Consider the following 17,722-nt stretch of genomic DNA (forward strand, 5'->3'; position numbering starts at 1 on the left):
TGCGGAACTGCTGGCGACGACGGCCCGCACCTTCGCTGGAAGGTGCGGGCCGTCGTCGTTCGCTGTGTCTTTGCTAATGCTCAGATGCCTTTTCGGCTGAGTCGATCCGGACTTCCTTCCCGTCGCAGTCGATGAGCTTGCCGTTCTCGAACCTGTCGCCGTCAGCCAGGGAACGGAGGGCCTCCGCCTTGACCAGCCGCTCGGTGCCAGCGACGAAGACGGACTGGTTGTCCGAATTTCCAGCCCGGAAGTGGTTGAAGAGAAGGTTCAGCAGGATGGCCATGACGGCCGCGGAGCTGATGCCGGAGTGGAAGATGGTGCCCAACCAGGACGGGAACTGGTCGTAGAACGTGGGTGCGGCGATGGGGATCATCCCGAAGCCGATGGATGCGGCCACCACGATCAGGTTCATGTTGTTCTTGTAGTCCACTTTGGACAGGGTCCGGATGCCGCTGGCTGCAACCGTGCCGAAGAGCACCACGCCGGCACCGCCCAGGACGGGCGTCGGCACCGCGGCCACCACCCGGCCAAGGACGGGAAGCAGCCCGAGGACCACCAGGATTACGCCGCCGGCGCTGACCACGAACCTGCTCTTGACGCCGGTGATGGCCACCAGGCCCACGTTTTGGGCGAAGGCGCTCTGGGTGAAGGAGTTGAAGAGGGGCGAGACGGCGCTGGACAGCATATCCGCGCGCAGGCCGTTGCCGATCCTCTTGGAGTCCACCTTGGTGCCCACGATCTCGCCCACCGCGATGATGTCCGCGGACGTCTCCGTGAGGGTCACCAGGATGACGATCAGCATGGAGACGATGGCTGCGATCTCGAATGTGGGGGGTCCGAAGGCGAAGGGGGTGGGAAAGGCGACAATCTCGCCCTGGCCCACCTTGGAGAAGTCGGCCATGCCGAAAACCAGGGCGATGAGGGTGCCCAGGACCATGGCAAGGAGGATGGAGAGCCGGGAGATGGCCGCACTGCCCACCTTGCTCAGGAGCAGGACGATGCCCATGGTGCCGGCGGCGAGGCCGATGTTGGCCACGCTGCCGTAGTTCGGAGCCTTGTTGTTGCCGCCCATGGCCCAGTTGGCAGCCACCGGCATCAGCGTCAGGCCGATGGTGGTGATCACGGTTCCGGTCACCACCGGCGGGAAGAATCGGATGATCTTCGAGAACAGCGGGGTGATCAGCAGGCCGATCAGGGAGGCTGCGATGACGGATCCGAACACCGCCTGGATCCCGCCGCCGCCGTGCACGATGGCCACCATGGTGGAGACACCGGCGAAAGACACGCCCTGCACCAGCGGCAGCTGCGAGCCGAAGAACGGAATGCCGACGGTTTGCAGGATGGTGGCGAGGCCGCCGACGAACAGGCAGGCGGCGATGAGCAGGCCGATGTCCTGGGAGTTCATTCCCGCGGCGGCACCGATGATCAGGGGAGGGGCAATGATGCCGCCATACATGGTCAGGACGTGCTGGAAGCCGTAGGCAAACATGCTTCCAACGGGGAGCCGCTGGTCCTCGGGGCGGCCAGGCCGTGCGCCTTTTCCAGCGGCTGCGGCGGCAAGTTTCTTCTTGGTCTTCATGGCAGACTTTCTTGGTTCATGGCAGACGTCATCGTCTGGCTAACTGGTGTCTGGCTAACAGGTGTTGTGAAGATGTGGGAGTGGTGCCGGGTGTGGCGTCGACAGGCTCAACCACCGATGGCTGAGCCTGTCGAAACCATGGGCGTGGCCCTTTAGCAGAAGCCGGCGATGCCCGACCACGCCGCCGGTGCGGCAGCTGCGTCATCACGCTGGACGGTGGCCTCGATCAGGCCGTACGGCCGGTCGGCGGCGAAGAAAACCTCGTTGGGGTTGTCCAGGCCGAACGGGGAGAGATCCACCAGAAAGTGGTGCTTGTTGGGCATGGAGAACTTGATCTCGTCGATTTCGCTGTGCGCCTCCAGCACCTTTGCGCCCATGTCGAACAGGGTCTGCTGCAGTGCGTGGGAGTACTTCTCAGTGAAGCCTTCGAGCAGGAGGCCCTTGACGTCGTCGTAGCTCTTGTTGAAGTCCAGGCTGCTGAAGTCGGTGCCGGCCTTGAAGCGCCAGCGGGCTGAAACGTCCGTGGCGAGGATGCGGTCGGTGGTCTCCGGAAGCGTCGTGTAGCGGTCGCGGGGGTAGCCCACGAAGCCGGACTCCGTGGACTTGAGGACGGTCAGGTCCTTCAGTCCGGAGATCAGGTGGGTGGCGGCGCCGTCGCGGACCAGGACCGCGGTTCGCACTTCCCGGCCGTTGCGGACGAATGAGTGGTCGTGTTCGCTGCCGTGCGCCTGGATGCGGCTCCAGGCGTAGGATTCCGCTTCCCAGCGGCCGCCGGTGACCCAGTCGAAGCTGGAGGTGAAGTGCTCGCCGAGGCGCAGCAGGAACGCCTCGGGCGAACCGATGCCGTCCCGGGCGAAGGCGTAGATGGTGTTCTTCTGGGTGTCCGTGGCCACCACGTGGGCGTTGTCGCCTTCAAGGTGGGCCGCGGCGAAATCGCCCCGCAGCTGCGAGGTGACGTTCAGGTCTTCGATCTCGTGGCGGTTGGTGTCCCTGGTGATCTTGACGACGCGGACTTCGGCCTTGCCGTACTGGTTTTCGCCGAGAATGATCTTGCTGCTCATGGTCTTTTCCCAATCTCCGGTAAGTGGAACCAAGGTTCCATCACTGAAATTAAGCGCGCGTTTCAAGCGCGTTTCCGGTGGAGCCGACCCAACAAAAAAGAGCCGGCATCCATTGATGCCAGCTCATTACGACCCTGCCTGCTGCTCCCAGGTTACGTGACGTGCGCCACGAGTTGCCTACCAGCGTACCCCTGCCGGCCGGTGGTGTACATCACAACCCCAAAATTCAGTTTGTGACCGGATCGCCCGGGAAGGGCCAGGCGGCCGACTGTTGACGCCCCGCAGTGTTGCTTCTAAACTTTCACAAAGTAGAATTTGCTTTCCGCAATATGAAATTAGGAGGTTTCGATGTACCAGCAGGACACCCCTTCCGTGCCGGCCGCCCCGGCCGCGGGAACCGGCGCACAGGAGTTCTACCTCCCCATCGGCGGCGGGATTGACCCGGACTTGTTCGTTCCGGAAGAACGGCACCACGAACGCGGGCTGTTCTCGCGCTGGGTCCACGCGTTGCCGGTATTCGGCCGGCGGATGTGAGTACCGCCCCTGCCTACCTGCGGAACCACTCCGGCCAAACACAAGTAGTCGCTACTGGCGACCCCGGCAGCGAACTCCCATAGCCTGAGGCGGTAAGTCGTTGCCCGGAGTTGGGCTTGCGTGCCTGCCCGGGCCGGATTTCCGTTGAGCGCCGGGGAGGCGAGGATGCAGGAACGTGTGAAGCAGCCCGATTCCCGACGTGGGACGTGCGGGGCATGTCCATGAAGACCCGCCTCCTGCAATGCGTATGCTGCCTCCTGGTGGTTGGCGGCCTTTCGGCCAGTGCGGTCCTCGCCCCGGCGGAGTCCGGACTGCCCGCGGATCCCGCGGAGGCGGCTTCCGGGTCGTCCGGAGTCATTATCCCTGCACCCTCTGGAAGTCCAGGGCCTACCGGCCCTGCCGCACCGGCAGCGCCGCCGGAGGCCCCGGAAGTACCCGGATTGGATGCCTCAACCGGGGCTGCAGCGCCGGCCGACGCCGCCCCCTCGGAGGCCGTTCCTCCCGCTGCGCCACCCGCCGATGACACAGCCCAGGGCGACCCGCTGGAAGGCAAACCCGTCGTTTCCAGCCAGGGACTGGGCCCCGCCGGGGTTCCCGGCGCCTGGCACTTGGTGTTCGATGAGGAATTCAACACCCTGAACCCCGGTGTCTGGACCCCTTACTGGTTCAACGACTGTGATCCCAAGTCCAAGATGAACGGTGTCAAAACCTGCTCCAGCAACATTACGGTTGCCAACGGCGAGGCCGTCCTCCAGCTCTCCGACTCCGATTCCGGGGCGCTGCTGTCCACCAATCCCAAGGATGGGGTCTCCGGCCACGTGGGCTTCCAATACACCACGGGATACGTCGAAGCCCGCATCTATTTTCCGGGTACCTGCTCGGGCGGCATCTACAACTGGCCAGCCTGGTGGACCACCGGACAGTCCTATCCGAAAACCGGTGAGATTGACATAGCGGAGCCCTTGGCGGGCAACATGAGCACCGTCTATCACTCTGCGAGTGGCGGCGAATTGGGAAGTGCCATCGTGGGGTGCTGGGCCGGTGGGTACCATACCTACGGCGTGCATCGGATGGCGGGTGTCAACGACATCTATTTCGACGGCCGCAAGGTCTATTCATATTCGTCCCAGGACGGCAACGCGCCGCACTACTTGCTCCTGAACGTGGGACTCAACCCCAACCAGAGGACGTTCGGACCGGCAGGAGCCATCAAAGTCGACTGGGTGCGGGTCTGGCAGTAGCGGCAAGGCTCAGGAACCGGGGCGTCCCGGCCACTGCTTGCCTGCCCAGGGGTCGTAGTCCGCGATGAGGTCCTCCTGCGGCGGGCGTTTGTCCTCGGGGACATGCTGGAGGTTGACGCGGACCCGGTACCAGAGCGAGCTGGACCCGCGCATCCCGTCGACAAGGACGTCGGCCGGCTGGAGCGTGCCAACGGCTGCGGGATGCCGGGCCTTCCACTCGTCAAGGGCTGCCAGCGCCTCGGGCTTTGTCTTGGTCCGGGCAACTTCGATAAGCGGCATCAGCGACTGCCGGCGGCCGGTTCCATTGCCGCTGCGGGGCGCTTTCTCTGCCGGGCCGAGTTTTTCGGCCAAGGCAAGGAGCCCGCCGAGTGTGCCCACCGCGTCATCAATGCCGGCATGCGGGTCGCCGATGTCCGCAAAGCGCTGCGGCACCGTCTGCACTGTGAACTGCTCCGGCCGTGCGGTGCGGACTTCCTCCCACGTGAGCGGCGCAGACACCCGGGCGTCAGGCAGGGGCCTGACCGAGTAGGCGGAGGCCACGGTGCGGTCCTTGGCGTTCTGGTTGAAGTCCACAAACACGCTTTCACCGCGCTCCTCCTTCCACCACCGTGCCGTGGCGAGGCCGGGCGCGCGGTTTTCCACCTCCCGTGCAAGGGTTTCGGCGGCGAGCCGGACATCGCGGTACGACCACTGCGGGGTGATGCGCACCAGGATATGCAGCCCCCGCGACCCGCTCGTCTTCGGCCAGCCCACCAGCCCCGCGTCGGCCAGGACCTCCCGGGCCACGTAGGCGACGTCCACGATCTGCGACCAGTCCACGCCAGGCATCGGATCGAGGTCCACCCGGAGTTCGTCCGGGTGCTCCAGGTCTTCGGCCCTGACGGGATGCGGATTCAGGTCCAGGCAGCCAAGGTTGATGACCCAGGCCAGGCCCGCCGCATCCCGGATGACAGCTTCTTCCGCCGACGTTCCGGACGCGTAATGCAGTGTGGTGGTGTCGACGAAGGGTGGATGGTTCTCCGGCACGCGCTTTTGGAAGAAGGGCTCGGCGTTGATGCCCTTGGGAAACCGCTTGAGCACCATCGGCCTTCCACCCGCGCCGCGCAGCGCCCCGTCCGCCACGGCCAGGTAGTACCGCACCAGGTCCAGCTTGGTCAGCCCGGGTTCCGGGAACACCACCTTGTCCGGGCTCGAGATCCGGACCTCAACACCTTCGATATCCAGGACTTCGGCCGGCGTCTTTGACGGAGTCATGCCGCCACGGTAGCAGTGGCCCGGTTCCGTGTCAGCCGTTCACCGGACCCCGTTTACCAGGCGCTTGGCCGCCGCCGAGTGCTCAGCGATGAGCCCGGCGATGTCCAGGCCGGGGATTTGTCCATCCACGACGCGCCACTGGCCGCCCACCATCACCCGGTCGGCGCGGTCGGCGGCGCACAGCAACAAGGCGGCGACGGGGTCATGGCTGCCTGAGAAGCGCAGGTCTTCGAGCGTGAACAGGGCAAGGTCGGCCTGCATCCCTGGCGCCAGCTGGCCCAGCCCGGGCCGTCCCAGCACTGCGGCCGAACCACGGGTGGCCCAGCCGAGTGCCCGCTCCACGGGGACATCAGCGCCATAGCGGAGGCGCTGGAGGTACAGCGCCTGCCGCGCCTCCAGGATCATGTTGGAAGCATCGTTCGACGCCGAGCCGTCCACTCCCAGCCCCACCGGAACGCCCGCATCCTCAAGTTCCAGGACCCGGGCCGTGCCCGAGGCGAGCCGCATGTTGGAGGTGGCGCAGTGGGCGACGGCGGTCCCCGCCGAACCGAGGCGGCCGATTTCTTCGTCGCTGAAGTGGATGCCGTGCCCCAACCAGGTGCGGTCCGTCAGCCAGCCCACGCTCTCCAGGTAGTCCACGGTCCGCAGCCCAAACATCTCGCGACAGAAGTCTTCCTCGTCAAGGGTTTCGGCCAGGTGGGTGTGCAGCCGGACGTCCAGCCGTTCGGCGAGCGCGGCACTCTCGGCCATGATCTCCTTCGTGACGGAGAACGGCGAGCACGGCGCCAGGGCGATCTGGATGACGGCGTCCTCCCCGCGCTCGTGGTACGCGCCGATCAGCCGCTCGCTGTCCGCCAGCACTACCTCCGGTGCCTGGACCGTTGACTGCGGCGGCAGGCCGCCGTCGTCCGTTCCCAGCGTCATGGAGCCGCGGGTGAGTGTTGCCCGCATGCCCAGCCGGCGCACGGCCGCCACCTCGATGTCGATGGCGTTTTCCAGGCCGGCGGGGAAGAGGTAGTGGTGGTCGGCGGCGGTGGTGCAGCCGCTGAGCAGCAGCTCTGCGAGGGCGGCGGTGGCGGCGAGCTCCACATCCTTGGTCGTGAGCCGGGCCCAGACCGGATAGAGGTTCTGCAGCCAGGGGAACAGCGGGGCGTTGGCCACCGGACCCCAGGCGCGGGTGAGCGTTTGGTAGAAGTGGTGGTGGGTGTTGATCAGTCCCGGCAGCAGCACGTGGCTGCCGGCGTCGAACGTCTCGGCGCAGGGTTCGGACGGTATCTGTCCGGCCGCCAGGACCTCGGTGATGACGCCGCCGCTGATGACAACCCCGCCCGAGGCGTCAAGGTTGTTGGCGGTGAATGCGGCCTGCGGATTCCGGATCCAGAGCCGGGGTGCGGGTGCGGGAAGGGGCTGGTGCATGGGATGTTCCTGTCCTGAGCGCGGTGGCAATTTTTCCAGCTCAGTGAGGCCCTGTCTGCTGATCCAGGTGGCCGCGGCGGACCGCGGATCCGATGAGATTAGCCAGCCCGGGCGCGGGGCGTCAACACCGGCGGGATGTGACTGGAGGGGGTTAGCGGACCGAAACATGGATTTCACATAGCGAAAATAAATTTCCAGAAAACTATGGCGCGGGCCACAAAGCGGTGCTAATCTCGATTCTGCCAAAGGCGGGCACCCGAACCCGGGAAGCTATCTACCAGGCGCAACTTAACCTTCACAGCACATGCTGAAGCCTGGTAACCGTCGCACCTGGTTCTACTGGTCCTCGCACGGCAACAGGCTTCCCGGCAAAAGGAAGTCGCATCATGAGTACCACCGTCACGGCCGAGCAGTTCCTGGCCAGATCCATTCGGCTGGCAACAGCCAACGTCCTGAACAGCGGCGGCCCCTTCGGCGCCATGATCGTCACCGCGGACGGCAAAACGTTCGACGGCGTCAACCGCGTCACCGCGGACAACGATCCCACGGCCCACGCCGAAGTCACCGCCATCCGCACCGCCTGCCGCGAACTCGGCACCTTCGACCTCAGCGGTGCGGTACTCTACACCAGCTGCGAGCCATGCCCCATGTGCCTGGCCTCCGCCCTCTGGGCCCGTGTTGACCGCGTGGTCTACGCCGCCGACCGGCACGATGCCGCCTCCGTGGGCTTCGACGACGCCGTCTTTTACGAATACTTCGAAAACCAGGACAGGGACTCCCTGATGCCGGTATCCAAGCTGGAACTGGGCGATCCCCAGGCACCTGCACCGCTGGAACCGTTCAATACCTGGAACACGCTCGAATCCAGGATCGACTACTAGGCCGGGCGGCTGAGATGACCATCCTGGACCATTCCCACGAGGAGCATCCGGCTCCAACCACCAGCACCTCGCGGCGGTCGCCGCGTACCCCATCCGTACCCGGCCCGCCGGCGTCGGGATCCTACCTGGACCGCTTCTTCCAGATCACCCGCCGTGGCTCAACCGTTGCCCGGGAATTCCGGGGCGGCCTGGTCACCTTCTTCACCATGGCGTACATCGTCATCCTGAACCCCCTCATCCTCGGCGGGTTCAGCGCCGACAACGCCCCCACCGACGTTGCCGGGGGCTGGTTGTCCGCATCCCAGGTGGGTGCCGTCACCGGCCTCACCGCCGGCGTCATGACCATCCTGTTCGGCCTCATCGCCAACCTGCCGTTCGGGCTCGCCGCCGGACTGGGCATCAACTCCTTCCTGGCCGTCTCGGTGATCCACGAAGTCACCTGGCCCGAGGCCATGGGGCTGGTGGTCATCAACGGCATCCTGATCGTCCTGTTCGGCGTCACCGGCGCCCGGACCGCCATCTTCAGGGCCGTTCCCAAGGAACTCAAGGCCGCCATCACCGTGGGCATCGGCCTGTTCATCGCCTTCATCGGCTTCGTCGACTCCGGCTTCGTCCGTCCCACCACCGGCGGCCCGCCCGTCCAGCTGGGCGACGGCGGCTCCATCACCTCCGTGCCAACGCTGGTGTTCGTCGTCGGCCTCCTGGCCATGGGGATCCTCGTGGCGCGCAAGGTACAGGGCGGGCTGCTCATCGGCATCGTCGGCACCACCGTGCTGGCCGCCGTCGTGGAAGCCATCATGAAACTGGGTCCTGCCGGCACCACCAACCCCGGCGGCTGGCACCTGAACACCCCTGTCCTGTCCGGCCAGCTGGTCTCCGCACCCGACCTGGGCCTGGTGGGCCACTTTGACCTCTTTGGTTCGTTCAGCCGGATCGGCGGACTTGCGGCCACCATGCTGGTGTTCACGCTCGTGTTCACCAACTTCTTCGACGCCATGGGGACCATGACCGGCCTGGCCAAGAGCGCAGGCGTCGCACACAAGGACGGCACGTTCCCGCGGCTGAAATCCGCCTTCATCGTCGAAGGCTTCGGCGCCGTGGCCGGCGGGGCAACCTCAGGTTCCTCCAACACGGTGTACATCGACTCCGCGGCAGGGATCGGCGAAGGCGCCCGGACCGGCCTGGCATCAGTGGTCACCGGGCTGCTGTTCCTCGGCTCAATGTTCCTCACCCCGCTCACCAGCGTGGTCCCGCTGGAAGTCGCCGCCGCCGCCCTGGTGGTGGTGGGTGCCATGATGATGGCGCAGATCCGCGAGATCAAGTTCACCAAGTTCACCGTGGCGCTGCCTGCCTTCCTCACCATCGTGACCATGCCGCTGAGCTATTCGATCGCCAACGGCATTGGCGTCGGCTTCGTGAGCTGGGCGGTCATCGGGGCGGCATCAGGCAAGGCGAAAAAGATCCACCCGCTGATGTGGGTGGTGAGCGCCGGGTTCCTGGTGTACTTCGCCCGCGGGCCGATCAACCTCCTGCTGGGCGGCTGATCGTTGCCCCACCCGCACAGGGGGCCGGGCCAACCCTTGGCCCGGCCCCTGACAGGACAGACAATGGACACCACCGCCGCGCGGAAGAAGGAGTGCCGCCATGCTTGACCTGATCCCTTCGCTCGGCCCCTGGCTGCCCCGACTCGCGGACAAGCGGTTCGCAGTGGCCACCATCGTTGCCGCCTCGGGTTCGGTGCCCCGCCCTGTGGGGACCTCCATGCTCGTCACGGAGTCCGGTGAGGTGCTTGGCAGCCTCTCCGGCGGTTGCGTGGAAGGCGCCGTGGTGGCGCTCGCCCGGGAGGCAATGGACGACGGCGGCCCGCGCCACCAGGTCTTCGGCTTCAGTTCCGCCGATGCCTTCGCCGCCGGGCTCACCTGCGGGGGACAGCTGGAGATCCACATCCATTCGGTTCCTGCAGCCGTTACCGGTGAACCGGAGCAACCGCTCCGGGCCGCCGTCCGGCAACTCGCCGGCCTCCGCCACGACGAACCCGTGGCGCTGGTACGGCTGCTGGGAGCATCGGGCGGTGCCGCCGTCGTACTCCCGGACCCGGCCCGGCACCACGGACCGGCATCCCCCGAACTGGCCCCGCTGCTGCACGGAGAGTCAGCGCTTCGGGTGGAATCCATCCTGTGCAGCGGCGGCGCCGGTCTGGTCCCGCTGGTCCAGGCAGGGGACTGCCTGCCGGACCGCGACGGCCACAGCAGGCATCCCGGGGGGCCCGCCGTCCTGGTGGAGTCCCGGCTCGCCCCGCCACGCATGCTGGTGTTCGGTGCCAACGACTTCGGGGCGGCTCTGGTGCCGGCGGCCAAGCTGCTCGGCTACCACGTGACCCTGGTGGATGCCCGGCCCGCTTTTGCCGGCCAGCCACGGTTCGCCGCCGCAGACCAGGTGGTGACGGACTGGCCGCACCGTTACCTCGCGGCGGAAGCAGCCGCCGGCCGCCTGGACAGCCGCGCCGTGGCGGCCGTCTTGACCCATGACCCCAAGTTCGATCTTCCGCTGCTGGAGGCCGCGCTGGCCCTGGACCTCGCCTACGTGGGCGCCATGGGATCGCGCCGCAGCCACCTCCAGCGGGTCGAGGAACTCCTCAGCGCCGGGGTCCTGCCGGAACGGATTGCCCGGCTGCACTCACCCATCGGACTGGACCTCGGCGCCACTACCCCCGCCGAGGTGGCGGTCTCCGTCACCGCCGAGCTCATCGCCGCGCGCAGCCGCGACGCCACGTGCGCGCCGCTGCGCGACACCGCCGGCACCATCCACCACCGCGCGCCGGCACCGGCGCCCACAGACCTTACCCCGCAGGAGATCGCATGGACATGAACACCATCGAGGCGGTGGTCCGCACCACCGACCCCGCAGATTGGCGAGACGGCGACGCCTGGCTGGCCGGCGGAACGGTCCTCTTCTCCTACGGCAGTTACGCCTTTGGGCCTCAACCCCTCAAGCGGCTGCTGGACCTCGGCTCAGCCGGCTGGACTCCCATAACCGTCAGTGACGACGGCATCGACCTCGCCGCCACCTGCACCATTGCCGAGCTGTACACCCTGCCGGCCGGCGCCGGCGCGGACGGCCGCGTCTGGCCCGGGCTGGACCTGGTCCGAGCCTGCTGCGATTCCTTCGTGGCTTCGTTCAAGGTGTGGAACATGTCCACCGTGGGCGGCAACCTGTGCACGTCCCTGCCCGCCGGGCCCGTCATCTCGCTCTGCGCCGGACTGGACGGCGTTGCCACGGTCCTCGCACCAGGCGGCGGCAGCCGCACCGTTCCCGTGGCGGACTTCGTAACCGGTGACGCCACCAACTGCCTGGCACCGGGCGAGCTGCTTCGCAGCGTCCACCTCCCGGCGTCGGCCCTTTCTTCCCGGGTGGCGTTCCGCCGGCTGTCGCTGAGCAACCTGGGCCGGTCCGGGGTGCTCCTGATCGGACGGCTCGACGCCGCTACCTCCCTGGTCCTGACCGTCACCGCGGCCACCAAGCGGCCCGTTCAGCTCCGGTTCGACGGCCTGCCCGATGCCGACCGGCTGGCAGCTGCCTTGGACGACGCCATTCCCGCGGACCATTACCACGACGACATCCATGGCCTGCCCGCCTGGCGCCGGGACATGACCTACCGATTGGCCGAGGAAATCCGCGCCGAGCTCGCTGCGCCGGCGGGAACGCCCGGGCTGCCCGTGTCCGGTGACTTCTGGCCGCCCCGGAGCGATTCCGCTCCCGTTTCCACAGCACTTCCGAAAGGGGCCTGAGCATGGGCATCGAGATCAACGGCACCGCGTCCGGGGCGGCTCCGCGCCCCGGCCAATGCCTGCGGACGTTCCTGCGGGAGCAGGGCAACACCGGCGTCAAGAAGGGCTGCGACGGCGGCGACTGCGGCGCATGCACGGTACATGTGGACGGCACGCCCGTCCACAGCTGCATCTATCCCGCCGTCAGGGCCGAGGGGCGCTCGGTGACCACCATTGAGGGGCTGGCCGGTACCGCCGGCGGCCCCCTGCATCCGGTGCAGCAGCAGTTCATGGAGCGGCAGGGGTTTCAGTGCGGCTTCTGCACGGCCGGCATGGTGATGACGGCGGCCTCGTTCGACGACGCCCAAAAGGACAACCTGCCCCGGAACCTCAAAGGCAACCTCTGCCGGTGCACGGGCTACCGCGCCATCGCCGACGCCGTCTGCGGGCACCCCGGGCACCCTGATCCCGAGGGGCCGGGCTCCGGCATCGCAGGGGAGGGGCAACCGGATCCTGCGCCGGGCCGGCTGGGTGACGACGTCCCGGCTCCAGCCAGCCGCGCCGTAGTCACGGGCGCTGCCCGCTACACCCTGGACCTGCCCAAAGAGGAGCAGCAAGGGCTGCTGCACCTGAAGATCCTCCGTTCCCCGCACCCGCACGCCCGGGTGCTTTCCATCGCCAAGGACGCAGCGCTGAACGTGCCAGGCGTGGTGGCGGTCTTCACCTCCGAGGACGCCCCGGAGCAGCTGTTCTCCACCGCCCAGCACGAACTCTTCACTGACGACCCGGACGATACCAGGGTGCTCGATGACGTGGTGCGGTTCATCGGGCAGCGGGTGGCCGCCGTCGTGGCTGAATCGGTGGCCGCCGCGGAAGCCGGTGTCCGCGCACTCCAGGTGGAATATGAGGAACTTCCCGCCGTCTTCTCGCCGCAGGAAGCGCTGCTGCCTGGTGCCCCCCTGGTCCACGGAGACAAGGATGCCGTGAAAGCGCGCATCTCCCGCCCGGAGCGGAACGTGGTGGCTGAACTGCACTCGGAACTGGGCGACGTCGCCGGCGGCTTCGCGGGCGCCGACTTCATCCACGAACAGACCTATCAGACCCAGAGGGTCCAGCACGTCGCCCTGGAAACCCATGCGGCCATCGCCACCGTAGACGACGACGGGCGGCTGCAGGTCCGCACCTCCAGCCAGGTCCCGTTCCTGGTCCGCCGCACGCTGTGCCGGGTGTTCGGGCTCGAAGAGGACCGCGTGCACGTGGTGGCCGGACGCGTGGGTGGCGGATTCGGCGGCAAGCAGGAAGTCCTCACCGAGGACCTCGTGGCGCTCGCGGCCCTGAAACTGAAGCGGCCGGTCCAGCTGGAACTGACCCGCACGGAACAGTTCACCGCCACCACAACCCGGCACCCCTTCACCATCAAGCTGAAAGCCGGTGCCGCCAAGGACGGCCGGCTGACAGCCCTGCAACTGGACGTGGTGACCAACACCGGCGCCTATGGCAACCACGGCCCGGGCGTCATGTTCCATGGTTGCGGTGAATCGCTGGCGGTCTACAAGTGCGCCAACAAGAAGGTGGACGCCCAGTCGGTCTACACCAACACCGTCCCGGCCGGCGCGTTCCGCGGCTACGGCCTCAGCCAGATGATTTTTGCGATCGAGTCCGCGATGGATGAGCTGGCCGCCGGGATCGGGATGGATCCGCTCGAGTTCCGCCGCCGGAACATGGTCCGGGAAGGGGACCACATGCTGTCCACCCAGCCCCAGCCGGAGGAGGACGTCCTCTACGGAAGCTACGGTTTGGACCAGTGCCTGGACTTGGTCCGGGACGCCCTGGACCGGGGCAGCGAACGCTACCGGCAGGCTGGGCTTGAGGACCTCGGGCCGGACTGGATGGTGGGCGACGGCGCGGCGCTCTCCATGATCGATACCGTCCCGCCGCGTGGCCACTTTGCCCATGCCCGGCTCCGGCTCCTGCCGGACGGAACGTACCAGGCCGACGTCGGGACCGCCGAGTTCGGAAACGGGACCACCACGGTGCATGCCCAGCTTGCCGCCACGGCGTTGTCCACGGAGGCATCCAGGGTGGCGGTGCGGCAATCGGACACGGACCTGGTGGAGCACGACACGGGCGCGTTCGGTTCGGCCGGAACCGTGGTGGCCGGCAAGGCCACCCTTGAAGCTGCCGAAGAGCTGGCCGTCCGGATCCGGGCGTTCGCGGCCGGCATCCGCCAAACGCAGGCCTCCGCGTGCGTCCTCGACGGCGACGCCGTGGTGGTCGACGGAACCCGCGTGGCACTTGCTGAGCTGGCGCAGGCCGCCGAGGAAGCCGGCGTCGACCTCGCCGCCGAAGGACGCTGGGGCGGCACGCCGCGTTCGGTTGCCTTCAACGTGCACGGGTTCCGGGTGGCGGTGAACCGCGGCACCGGCGAGCTGAAAATCCTGCAGAGCGTCCAGGCGGCCGACGCCGGCGTGGTGGTCAACCCGCGACAGTGCCGTGGACAGATCGAAGGCGGGATCGCCCAGGCCATTGGTGCCACGCTCTACGAGGAAGTGGTGGTGAACGACGACGGCAAGGTCACCACCGACATCCTGCGTCAGTACCACATCCCGACCTTTGCGGACGTGCCGCGCAGCGAGGTGTACTTCGCGGACACCAATGACACGCTGGGCCCGCTCGGCGCCAAATCGATGAGCGAGAGTCCCTTCAACCCCGTGGCCCCGGCGCTCGCCAACGCCATCAGGAACGCCACCGGAGTCCGCTTCGCGCAGCTTCCCATCGCCCGGGACCGGATCTACCTGGGGCTGAAGGAAGCAGGCCTCGTTCCGGCTGAGGCGGGTGCGGTGCGGTAATCCAGGTGTAGCCTGTGGCCATGACGGGCGAGACAGCCATGGACGCGGGCCGGGACGGAGGCATGCCGGGCCCCGCGCCCGCCGCCACGGCCGCGGCGGACACCGTGGTCGACCGGCTGTTCTTTACGTTCAGCGGCCTCAGCTCGATCTGGTTTGCCGTGCTGCTCCTGCAGTCGAGCCTGGAATGGCCGCACATCTGGGTCCTGGTGGTCTTCTGGGCAGCGCTTGCCTACCTGGTGCTTCCCCGCCTGCACCGCATCCTCACCAGGATCTACCTGCCTGACTACTTCATTGGCCGTTCGCGCACCAGCGACGGATTGCTTGGGGACCCGGTCAACGTGGCCCTGCTTGGCCGGGAGGCCCAAATCCATGCAGCCATGCGGCAGGCCCGATGGACCCTCGCCGATCCGGTGACCTTCGCCTCAAGCCGCCGCATCATCACTTCCACGCTGACCAGGCGCAGCTACGACGAGGCGCCGGTGAGTCCACTGTTCCTTTTTGGCCGCCAGCAGGATTTCGCCTACCAGCAGGAGGTGGACGGCAACCCAGGCAAACGCCACCACATCCGCTTTTGGAAGGTACCCCCGGGCTGGCTGCTTCCCGGGGGCATCCCGGTGGACTGGCTCGCCGCCGGGACCTACGACAGGGCCGTGGGACTTTCCCTGTTCACGCTGCAGGTAACGCACAAAATCGCCCCAGGCATCGACGAGGAACGGGACTACCTGGTGGGGTCCATCCAAGCGGCTGCGCCGGAAGCGGCCGTGACGATCATCAAGGACTTCTCCACCGGCTACCACTCCAGGAACGGGGGAGGGGACAACATCATGACCGATGGCGACCTGCCCATTGTGGACCTCACCCGGATACCGGCGGCTGATCCTGGACCGGGCCGGGCGCAGGCTGCGAAGGAGCGGCGGCCACTGCCCACTCTCTTCGGGGCAGTCCTGGTCACATGCAGGGGATTCGCCGCCCTCTTCCTGGCTTTCCTGCTCCTGGCCGCCGCATCCGACGAGGCCCTGGCGCCTCCGCTCCTGGGCGGTTCCGCCGGCGACCTGGACGTGTCCGGGGCACTGCTTCCCGGGGCCATCGTCATGGGGGTCTTCGCCCTCGCTGAGTTCCTCCTTGCATGGTTCATCTCCCGGGGCGGAAACCGCGCCCGGGTAACTGCCATGACACTGGGGAGCCTTTCCATCATCACCCAATTCGCCACCACTGCCTCGGGCGGACCGCCCATCACGCTGGGCACCACGCTGGTCAGCTTGTCGCTGGACATCCTGCTGATCCTCGCACTCTCCAGCGAACGGTCCAGGACCTTCGCCCGGCGGCGGACGGGCGCCCTGGGGCACCCCGGGTCTTTGGGCGGCGTACCGGTGCCGGGCAGCTAAATTCCTTCGGAGGATTCACCCAGCTTTACGCCAAACCCATATAGTCAGGGGATGGAACAGCGGATTTTAGGTAAGACCGGACGGAACGTCTCCATCGTGGGGCTGGGCACCTGGCAGCTCGGCGCGGACTGGGGCACCGTGGACCCGGCACAGGCCCAGGCCATCCTCGCCGCCTCCGTGGAGGCAGGCGTCACCTTCTTTGACACGGCCGATGTCTATGGCGACGGAAAGAGCGAGCAGGCCATCGGGAAGTTCCTCGCGGACAACCCGGGGCACGGCGTCACCGTTGCCACCAAGATGGGCCGCCGGATGGAGCAGCGGCCGGAAAACTATTCACTGGCCAAATTCCGCCAGTGGGTGGACCGCTCACGGAAGAACCTGGGCACCGAAACCCTCGACCTGGTCCAGCTGCACTGCCCGCCAAGTGCCGTCTACAGCAACAACGAGGTGTATGACGCGCTGGACACGCTGGTCGCCGAAGGCGCCATCCGCAACTACGGTGTCAGCGTGGAACGAACGGACGAGGCCCTGGAAGCGATCCGCCACGAAGGAACCGCATCGGTACAGATCATCCTGAACGCCTTCCGGCTCAAGCCGCTGGATGAAGTCCTCCCCGCGGCCAAGGCTGCCGGCGTGGGCATCATCGCCCGGGTGCCGCTCGCTTCCGGGCTGCTGTCCGGAAAGTACTCGAAGGACACCACCTTCGCGGAGAACGACCACCGGAACTACAACCGCCACGGCGAAGCGTTCGACGTGGGAGAGACCTTCTCCGGCGTCGACTTTGAGCTGGGACTGAAGGCCGTGGCGGAGTTCGAGCAACTGGTGCCCGCCGGGGCCACCACGGCACAGGCCGCCATCGCCTGGATTGCGGCGCAGGACGGCGTCAGCTCCGTCATTCCCGGCGCGCGCAACGTGGAGCAGGCCCAGGGCAACGCCGCCGCTGCCGGTGTAAGTGTTGGCAAGGAGTTCGACGACGGGGTCCGCTGGATCTACGACCACTACTTCCGCGAGGCCATCCACCCCCGCTGGTAATACCTGTCCGCAGGTATCGGCGTGCGTTCCGGCAGCGGCATCAAGGAGTTCGTGGCGCGGCTGGCAGCCGCGGAAACCGGACCGGCCTGCACCAACTTCTTCTCCGACGCGGTGCAGGAGAATGCGCTGCGCCGCCGGAACCTGGAGATTTACCTGCAGGAAATGCGGGACCGGCAGCCCGGCGTGCTGTTGCTGGGGGAGGCGCCGGGTTTCAGGGGCATGCGCATTACCGGCGTGCCGTTTACCAACCGGACCATCCTGGAAGGGCCGCCTAACAGCTTTGGGCTCTTTGGCCCGGGCAAGGGGTACGTTGTGCCGCCCGAAGCTGCTGGGGTAGCTGCCGAGCCAACGGCAACGGTGCTGTGGCAGGTCCTGGAAGAAGTAGATTTCCTCCCACTGCTGTGGAGTGCCTTCCCCTGGCACCCGCACCAACCCGGAAAGCCGTGCTCCAACCGCACGCCCAAGCCGTCCGAAACCAAACTCGGCACGCCCTTCTGGCAGGAACTGGCCGGATTGTTTGGGATCAGCTCCATCGTTGCGGTGGGCAACGTGGCCCAGCACAGCCTGCAACGCAGCGGGGTGGCTGCGCCCAAGATCAGACATCCGGCCCACGGCGGCCGCTCGGGCTTCAAACAAGGGCTGGAGGAACTGCTCGCCGCTGGTGGTTGAGGGCACCGGTGGTTGAGCTTGCCGAAACCGGGAGCCGGTGGTTTGGTTTGTCGA

At 67.1% G+C, this 17,722-nt stretch carries 14 protein-coding genes; 10 read left to right on the forward strand and 4 right to left on the reverse strand.

All coding sequences use genetic code 11. The features are described 5' to 3' along the window. Positions 1-73: 73 nt before the first annotated feature. Positions 74-1,579 carry a nucleobase:cation symporter-2 family protein gene (locus AC4EEO_RS02085; RefSeq protein WP_491339761.1) on the reverse strand — a complete coding sequence of 502 codons (1,506 nt, stop codon included), beginning with the start codon at positions 1,577-1,579 and terminating at the stop codon, positions 74-76. A 152-nt stretch (positions 1,580-1,731) separates the two neighbouring features. Beyond that, positions 1,732-2,640, reverse strand: a complete 909-nt coding sequence (gene pucL / locus AC4EEO_RS02090; RefSeq protein WP_285319806.1) for a factor-independent urate hydroxylase — start codon at positions 2,638-2,640, stop codon at positions 1,732-1,734. Positions 2,641-2,988: 348 nt separating this feature from the next. Between pucL and AC4EEO_RS02095 the strand changes: the two genes are divergently transcribed. Both AC4EEO_RS02095 and AC4EEO_RS02100 read left to right on the forward strand, forming a co-directional pair. Further along, the gene (locus AC4EEO_RS02095) at positions 2,989-3,174 is read left to right on the forward strand and encodes a hypothetical protein (protein ID WP_109044984.1); all 186 of its coding nucleotides are present in this window, start codon (positions 2,989-2,991) and stop codon (positions 3,172-3,174) included. Between the two features lie 440 nt (positions 3,175-3,614). Then, positions 3,615-4,415: a glycoside hydrolase family 16 protein gene (locus tag AC4EEO_RS02100; protein ID WP_491339762.1), complete on the forward strand. Its 801-nt coding sequence runs from the start codon at positions 3,615-3,617 to the stop codon at positions 4,413-4,415. 9 nt (positions 4,416-4,424) lie between these two features. On the opposite strand, the gene ligD is transcribed toward AC4EEO_RS02100, so the two are convergent. Then, positions 4,425-5,669: a non-homologous end-joining DNA ligase gene (gene ligD, locus AC4EEO_RS02105; protein ID WP_491339763.1), complete on the reverse strand. Its 1,245-nt coding sequence runs from the start codon at positions 5,667-5,669 to the stop codon at positions 4,425-4,427. A 39-nt stretch (positions 5,670-5,708) separates the two neighbouring features. Continuing rightward, positions 5,709-7,085 carry an 8-oxoguanine deaminase gene (locus AC4EEO_RS02110; protein ID WP_491339764.1) on the reverse strand — a complete coding sequence of 459 codons (1,377 nt, stop codon included), beginning with the start codon at positions 7,083-7,085 and terminating at the stop codon, positions 5,709-5,711. 386 nt (positions 7,086-7,471) lie between these two features. Between AC4EEO_RS02110 and AC4EEO_RS02115 the strand changes: the two genes are divergently transcribed. The 8 genes from AC4EEO_RS02115 (at position 7,472) to AC4EEO_RS02150 (ending at position 17,668) form a co-directional block, all read left to right on the forward strand. Further along, entirely contained in the window at positions 7,472-7,966 is a 495-nt protein-coding gene (locus AC4EEO_RS02115; RefSeq protein WP_018761064.1) for a nucleoside deaminase, read from the forward strand. A gap of 14 nt (positions 7,967-7,980) precedes the next feature. Continuing rightward, positions 7,981-9,510, forward strand: coding sequence for an NCS2 family permease (locus AC4EEO_RS02120; protein WP_109044979.1), 1,530 nt, complete (start codon positions 7,981-7,983; stop codon positions 9,508-9,510). A gap of 100 nt (positions 9,511-9,610) precedes the next feature. Beyond that, positions 9,611-10,834 (forward strand): XdhC family protein, encoded by a 1,224-nt coding sequence (locus AC4EEO_RS02125; protein WP_491339765.1) that lies wholly within the window; start codon positions 9,611-9,613, stop codon positions 10,832-10,834. Further along, a complete protein-coding gene (locus tag AC4EEO_RS02130; RefSeq protein ID WP_018761067.1) occupies positions 10,825-11,754 on the forward strand; it encodes an FAD binding domain-containing protein in 930 nt (309 codons plus the stop codon). Before AC4EEO_RS02125 ends, AC4EEO_RS02130 begins: the two co-directional genes overlap by 10 nt. A 2-nt stretch (positions 11,755-11,756) precedes the next feature. After that, positions 11,757-14,582: a molybdopterin-dependent oxidoreductase gene (locus AC4EEO_RS02135; protein ID WP_491339766.1), complete on the forward strand. Its 2,826-nt coding sequence runs from the start codon at positions 11,757-11,759 to the stop codon at positions 14,580-14,582. 20 nt (positions 14,583-14,602) lie between these two features. After that, positions 14,603-15,967, forward strand: a complete 1,365-nt coding sequence (locus AC4EEO_RS02140; RefSeq protein WP_491339767.1) for an LssY C-terminal domain-containing protein — start codon at positions 14,603-14,605, stop codon at positions 15,965-15,967. A 51-nt stretch (positions 15,968-16,018) separates the two neighbouring features. Continuing rightward, positions 16,019-16,999 carry an aldo/keto reductase gene (locus AC4EEO_RS02145; protein WP_491339768.1) on the forward strand — a complete coding sequence of 327 codons (981 nt, stop codon included), beginning with the start codon at positions 16,019-16,021 and terminating at the stop codon, positions 16,997-16,999. Between the two features lie 21 nt (positions 17,000-17,020). Then, positions 17,021-17,668 carry a uracil-DNA glycosylase gene (locus AC4EEO_RS02150; protein WP_491330598.1) on the forward strand — a complete coding sequence of 216 codons (648 nt, stop codon included), beginning with the start codon at positions 17,021-17,023 and terminating at the stop codon, positions 17,666-17,668. Positions 17,669-17,722: the final 54 nt, after the last annotated feature.

Source organism: Pseudarthrobacter sp. MOO13, from assembly GCF_058267655.1.

Bases quoted from the DNA above. Each gene is read 5' to 3' on its own strand.
- AC4EEO_RS02085 (WP_491339761.1), bottom strand. From the start codon at position 1,579: ATGAAGACCAAGAAGAAACTTGCCGCCGCAGCCGCTGGAAAAGGCGCA.
- pucL (WP_285319806.1), bottom strand. From the start codon at position 2,640: ATGAGCAGCAAGATCATTCTCGGCGAAAACCAGTACGGCAAGGCCGAA.
- AC4EEO_RS02095 (WP_109044984.1), top strand. From the start codon at position 2,989: ATGTACCAGCAGGACACCCCTTCCGTGCCGGCCGCCCCGGCCGCGGGA.
- ligD (WP_491339763.1), bottom strand. From the start codon at position 5,669: ATGACTCCGTCAAAGACGCCGGCCGAAGTCCTGGATATCGAAGGTGTT.
- AC4EEO_RS02110 (WP_491339764.1), bottom strand. From the start codon at position 7,085: ATGCACCAGCCCCTTCCCGCACCCGCACCCCGGCTCTGGATCCGGAAT.
- AC4EEO_RS02115 (WP_018761064.1), top strand. From the start codon at position 7,472: ATGAGTACCACCGTCACGGCCGAGCAGTTCCTGGCCAGATCCATTCGG.
- AC4EEO_RS02120 (WP_109044979.1), top strand. From the start codon at position 7,981: ATGACCATCCTGGACCATTCCCACGAGGAGCATCCGGCTCCAACCACC.
- AC4EEO_RS02125 (WP_491339765.1), top strand. From the start codon at position 9,611: ATGCTTGACCTGATCCCTTCGCTCGGCCCCTGGCTGCCCCGACTCGCG.
- AC4EEO_RS02130 (WP_018761067.1), top strand. From the start codon at position 10,825: ATGGACATGAACACCATCGAGGCGGTGGTCCGCACCACCGACCCCGCA.
- AC4EEO_RS02135 (WP_491339766.1), top strand. From the start codon at position 11,757: ATGGGCATCGAGATCAACGGCACCGCGTCCGGGGCGGCTCCGCGCCCC.
- AC4EEO_RS02140 (WP_491339767.1), top strand. From the start codon at position 14,603: ATGACGGGCGAGACAGCCATGGACGCGGGCCGGGACGGAGGCATGCCG.
- AC4EEO_RS02145 (WP_491339768.1), top strand. From the start codon at position 16,019: ATGGAACAGCGGATTTTAGGTAAGACCGGACGGAACGTCTCCATCGTG.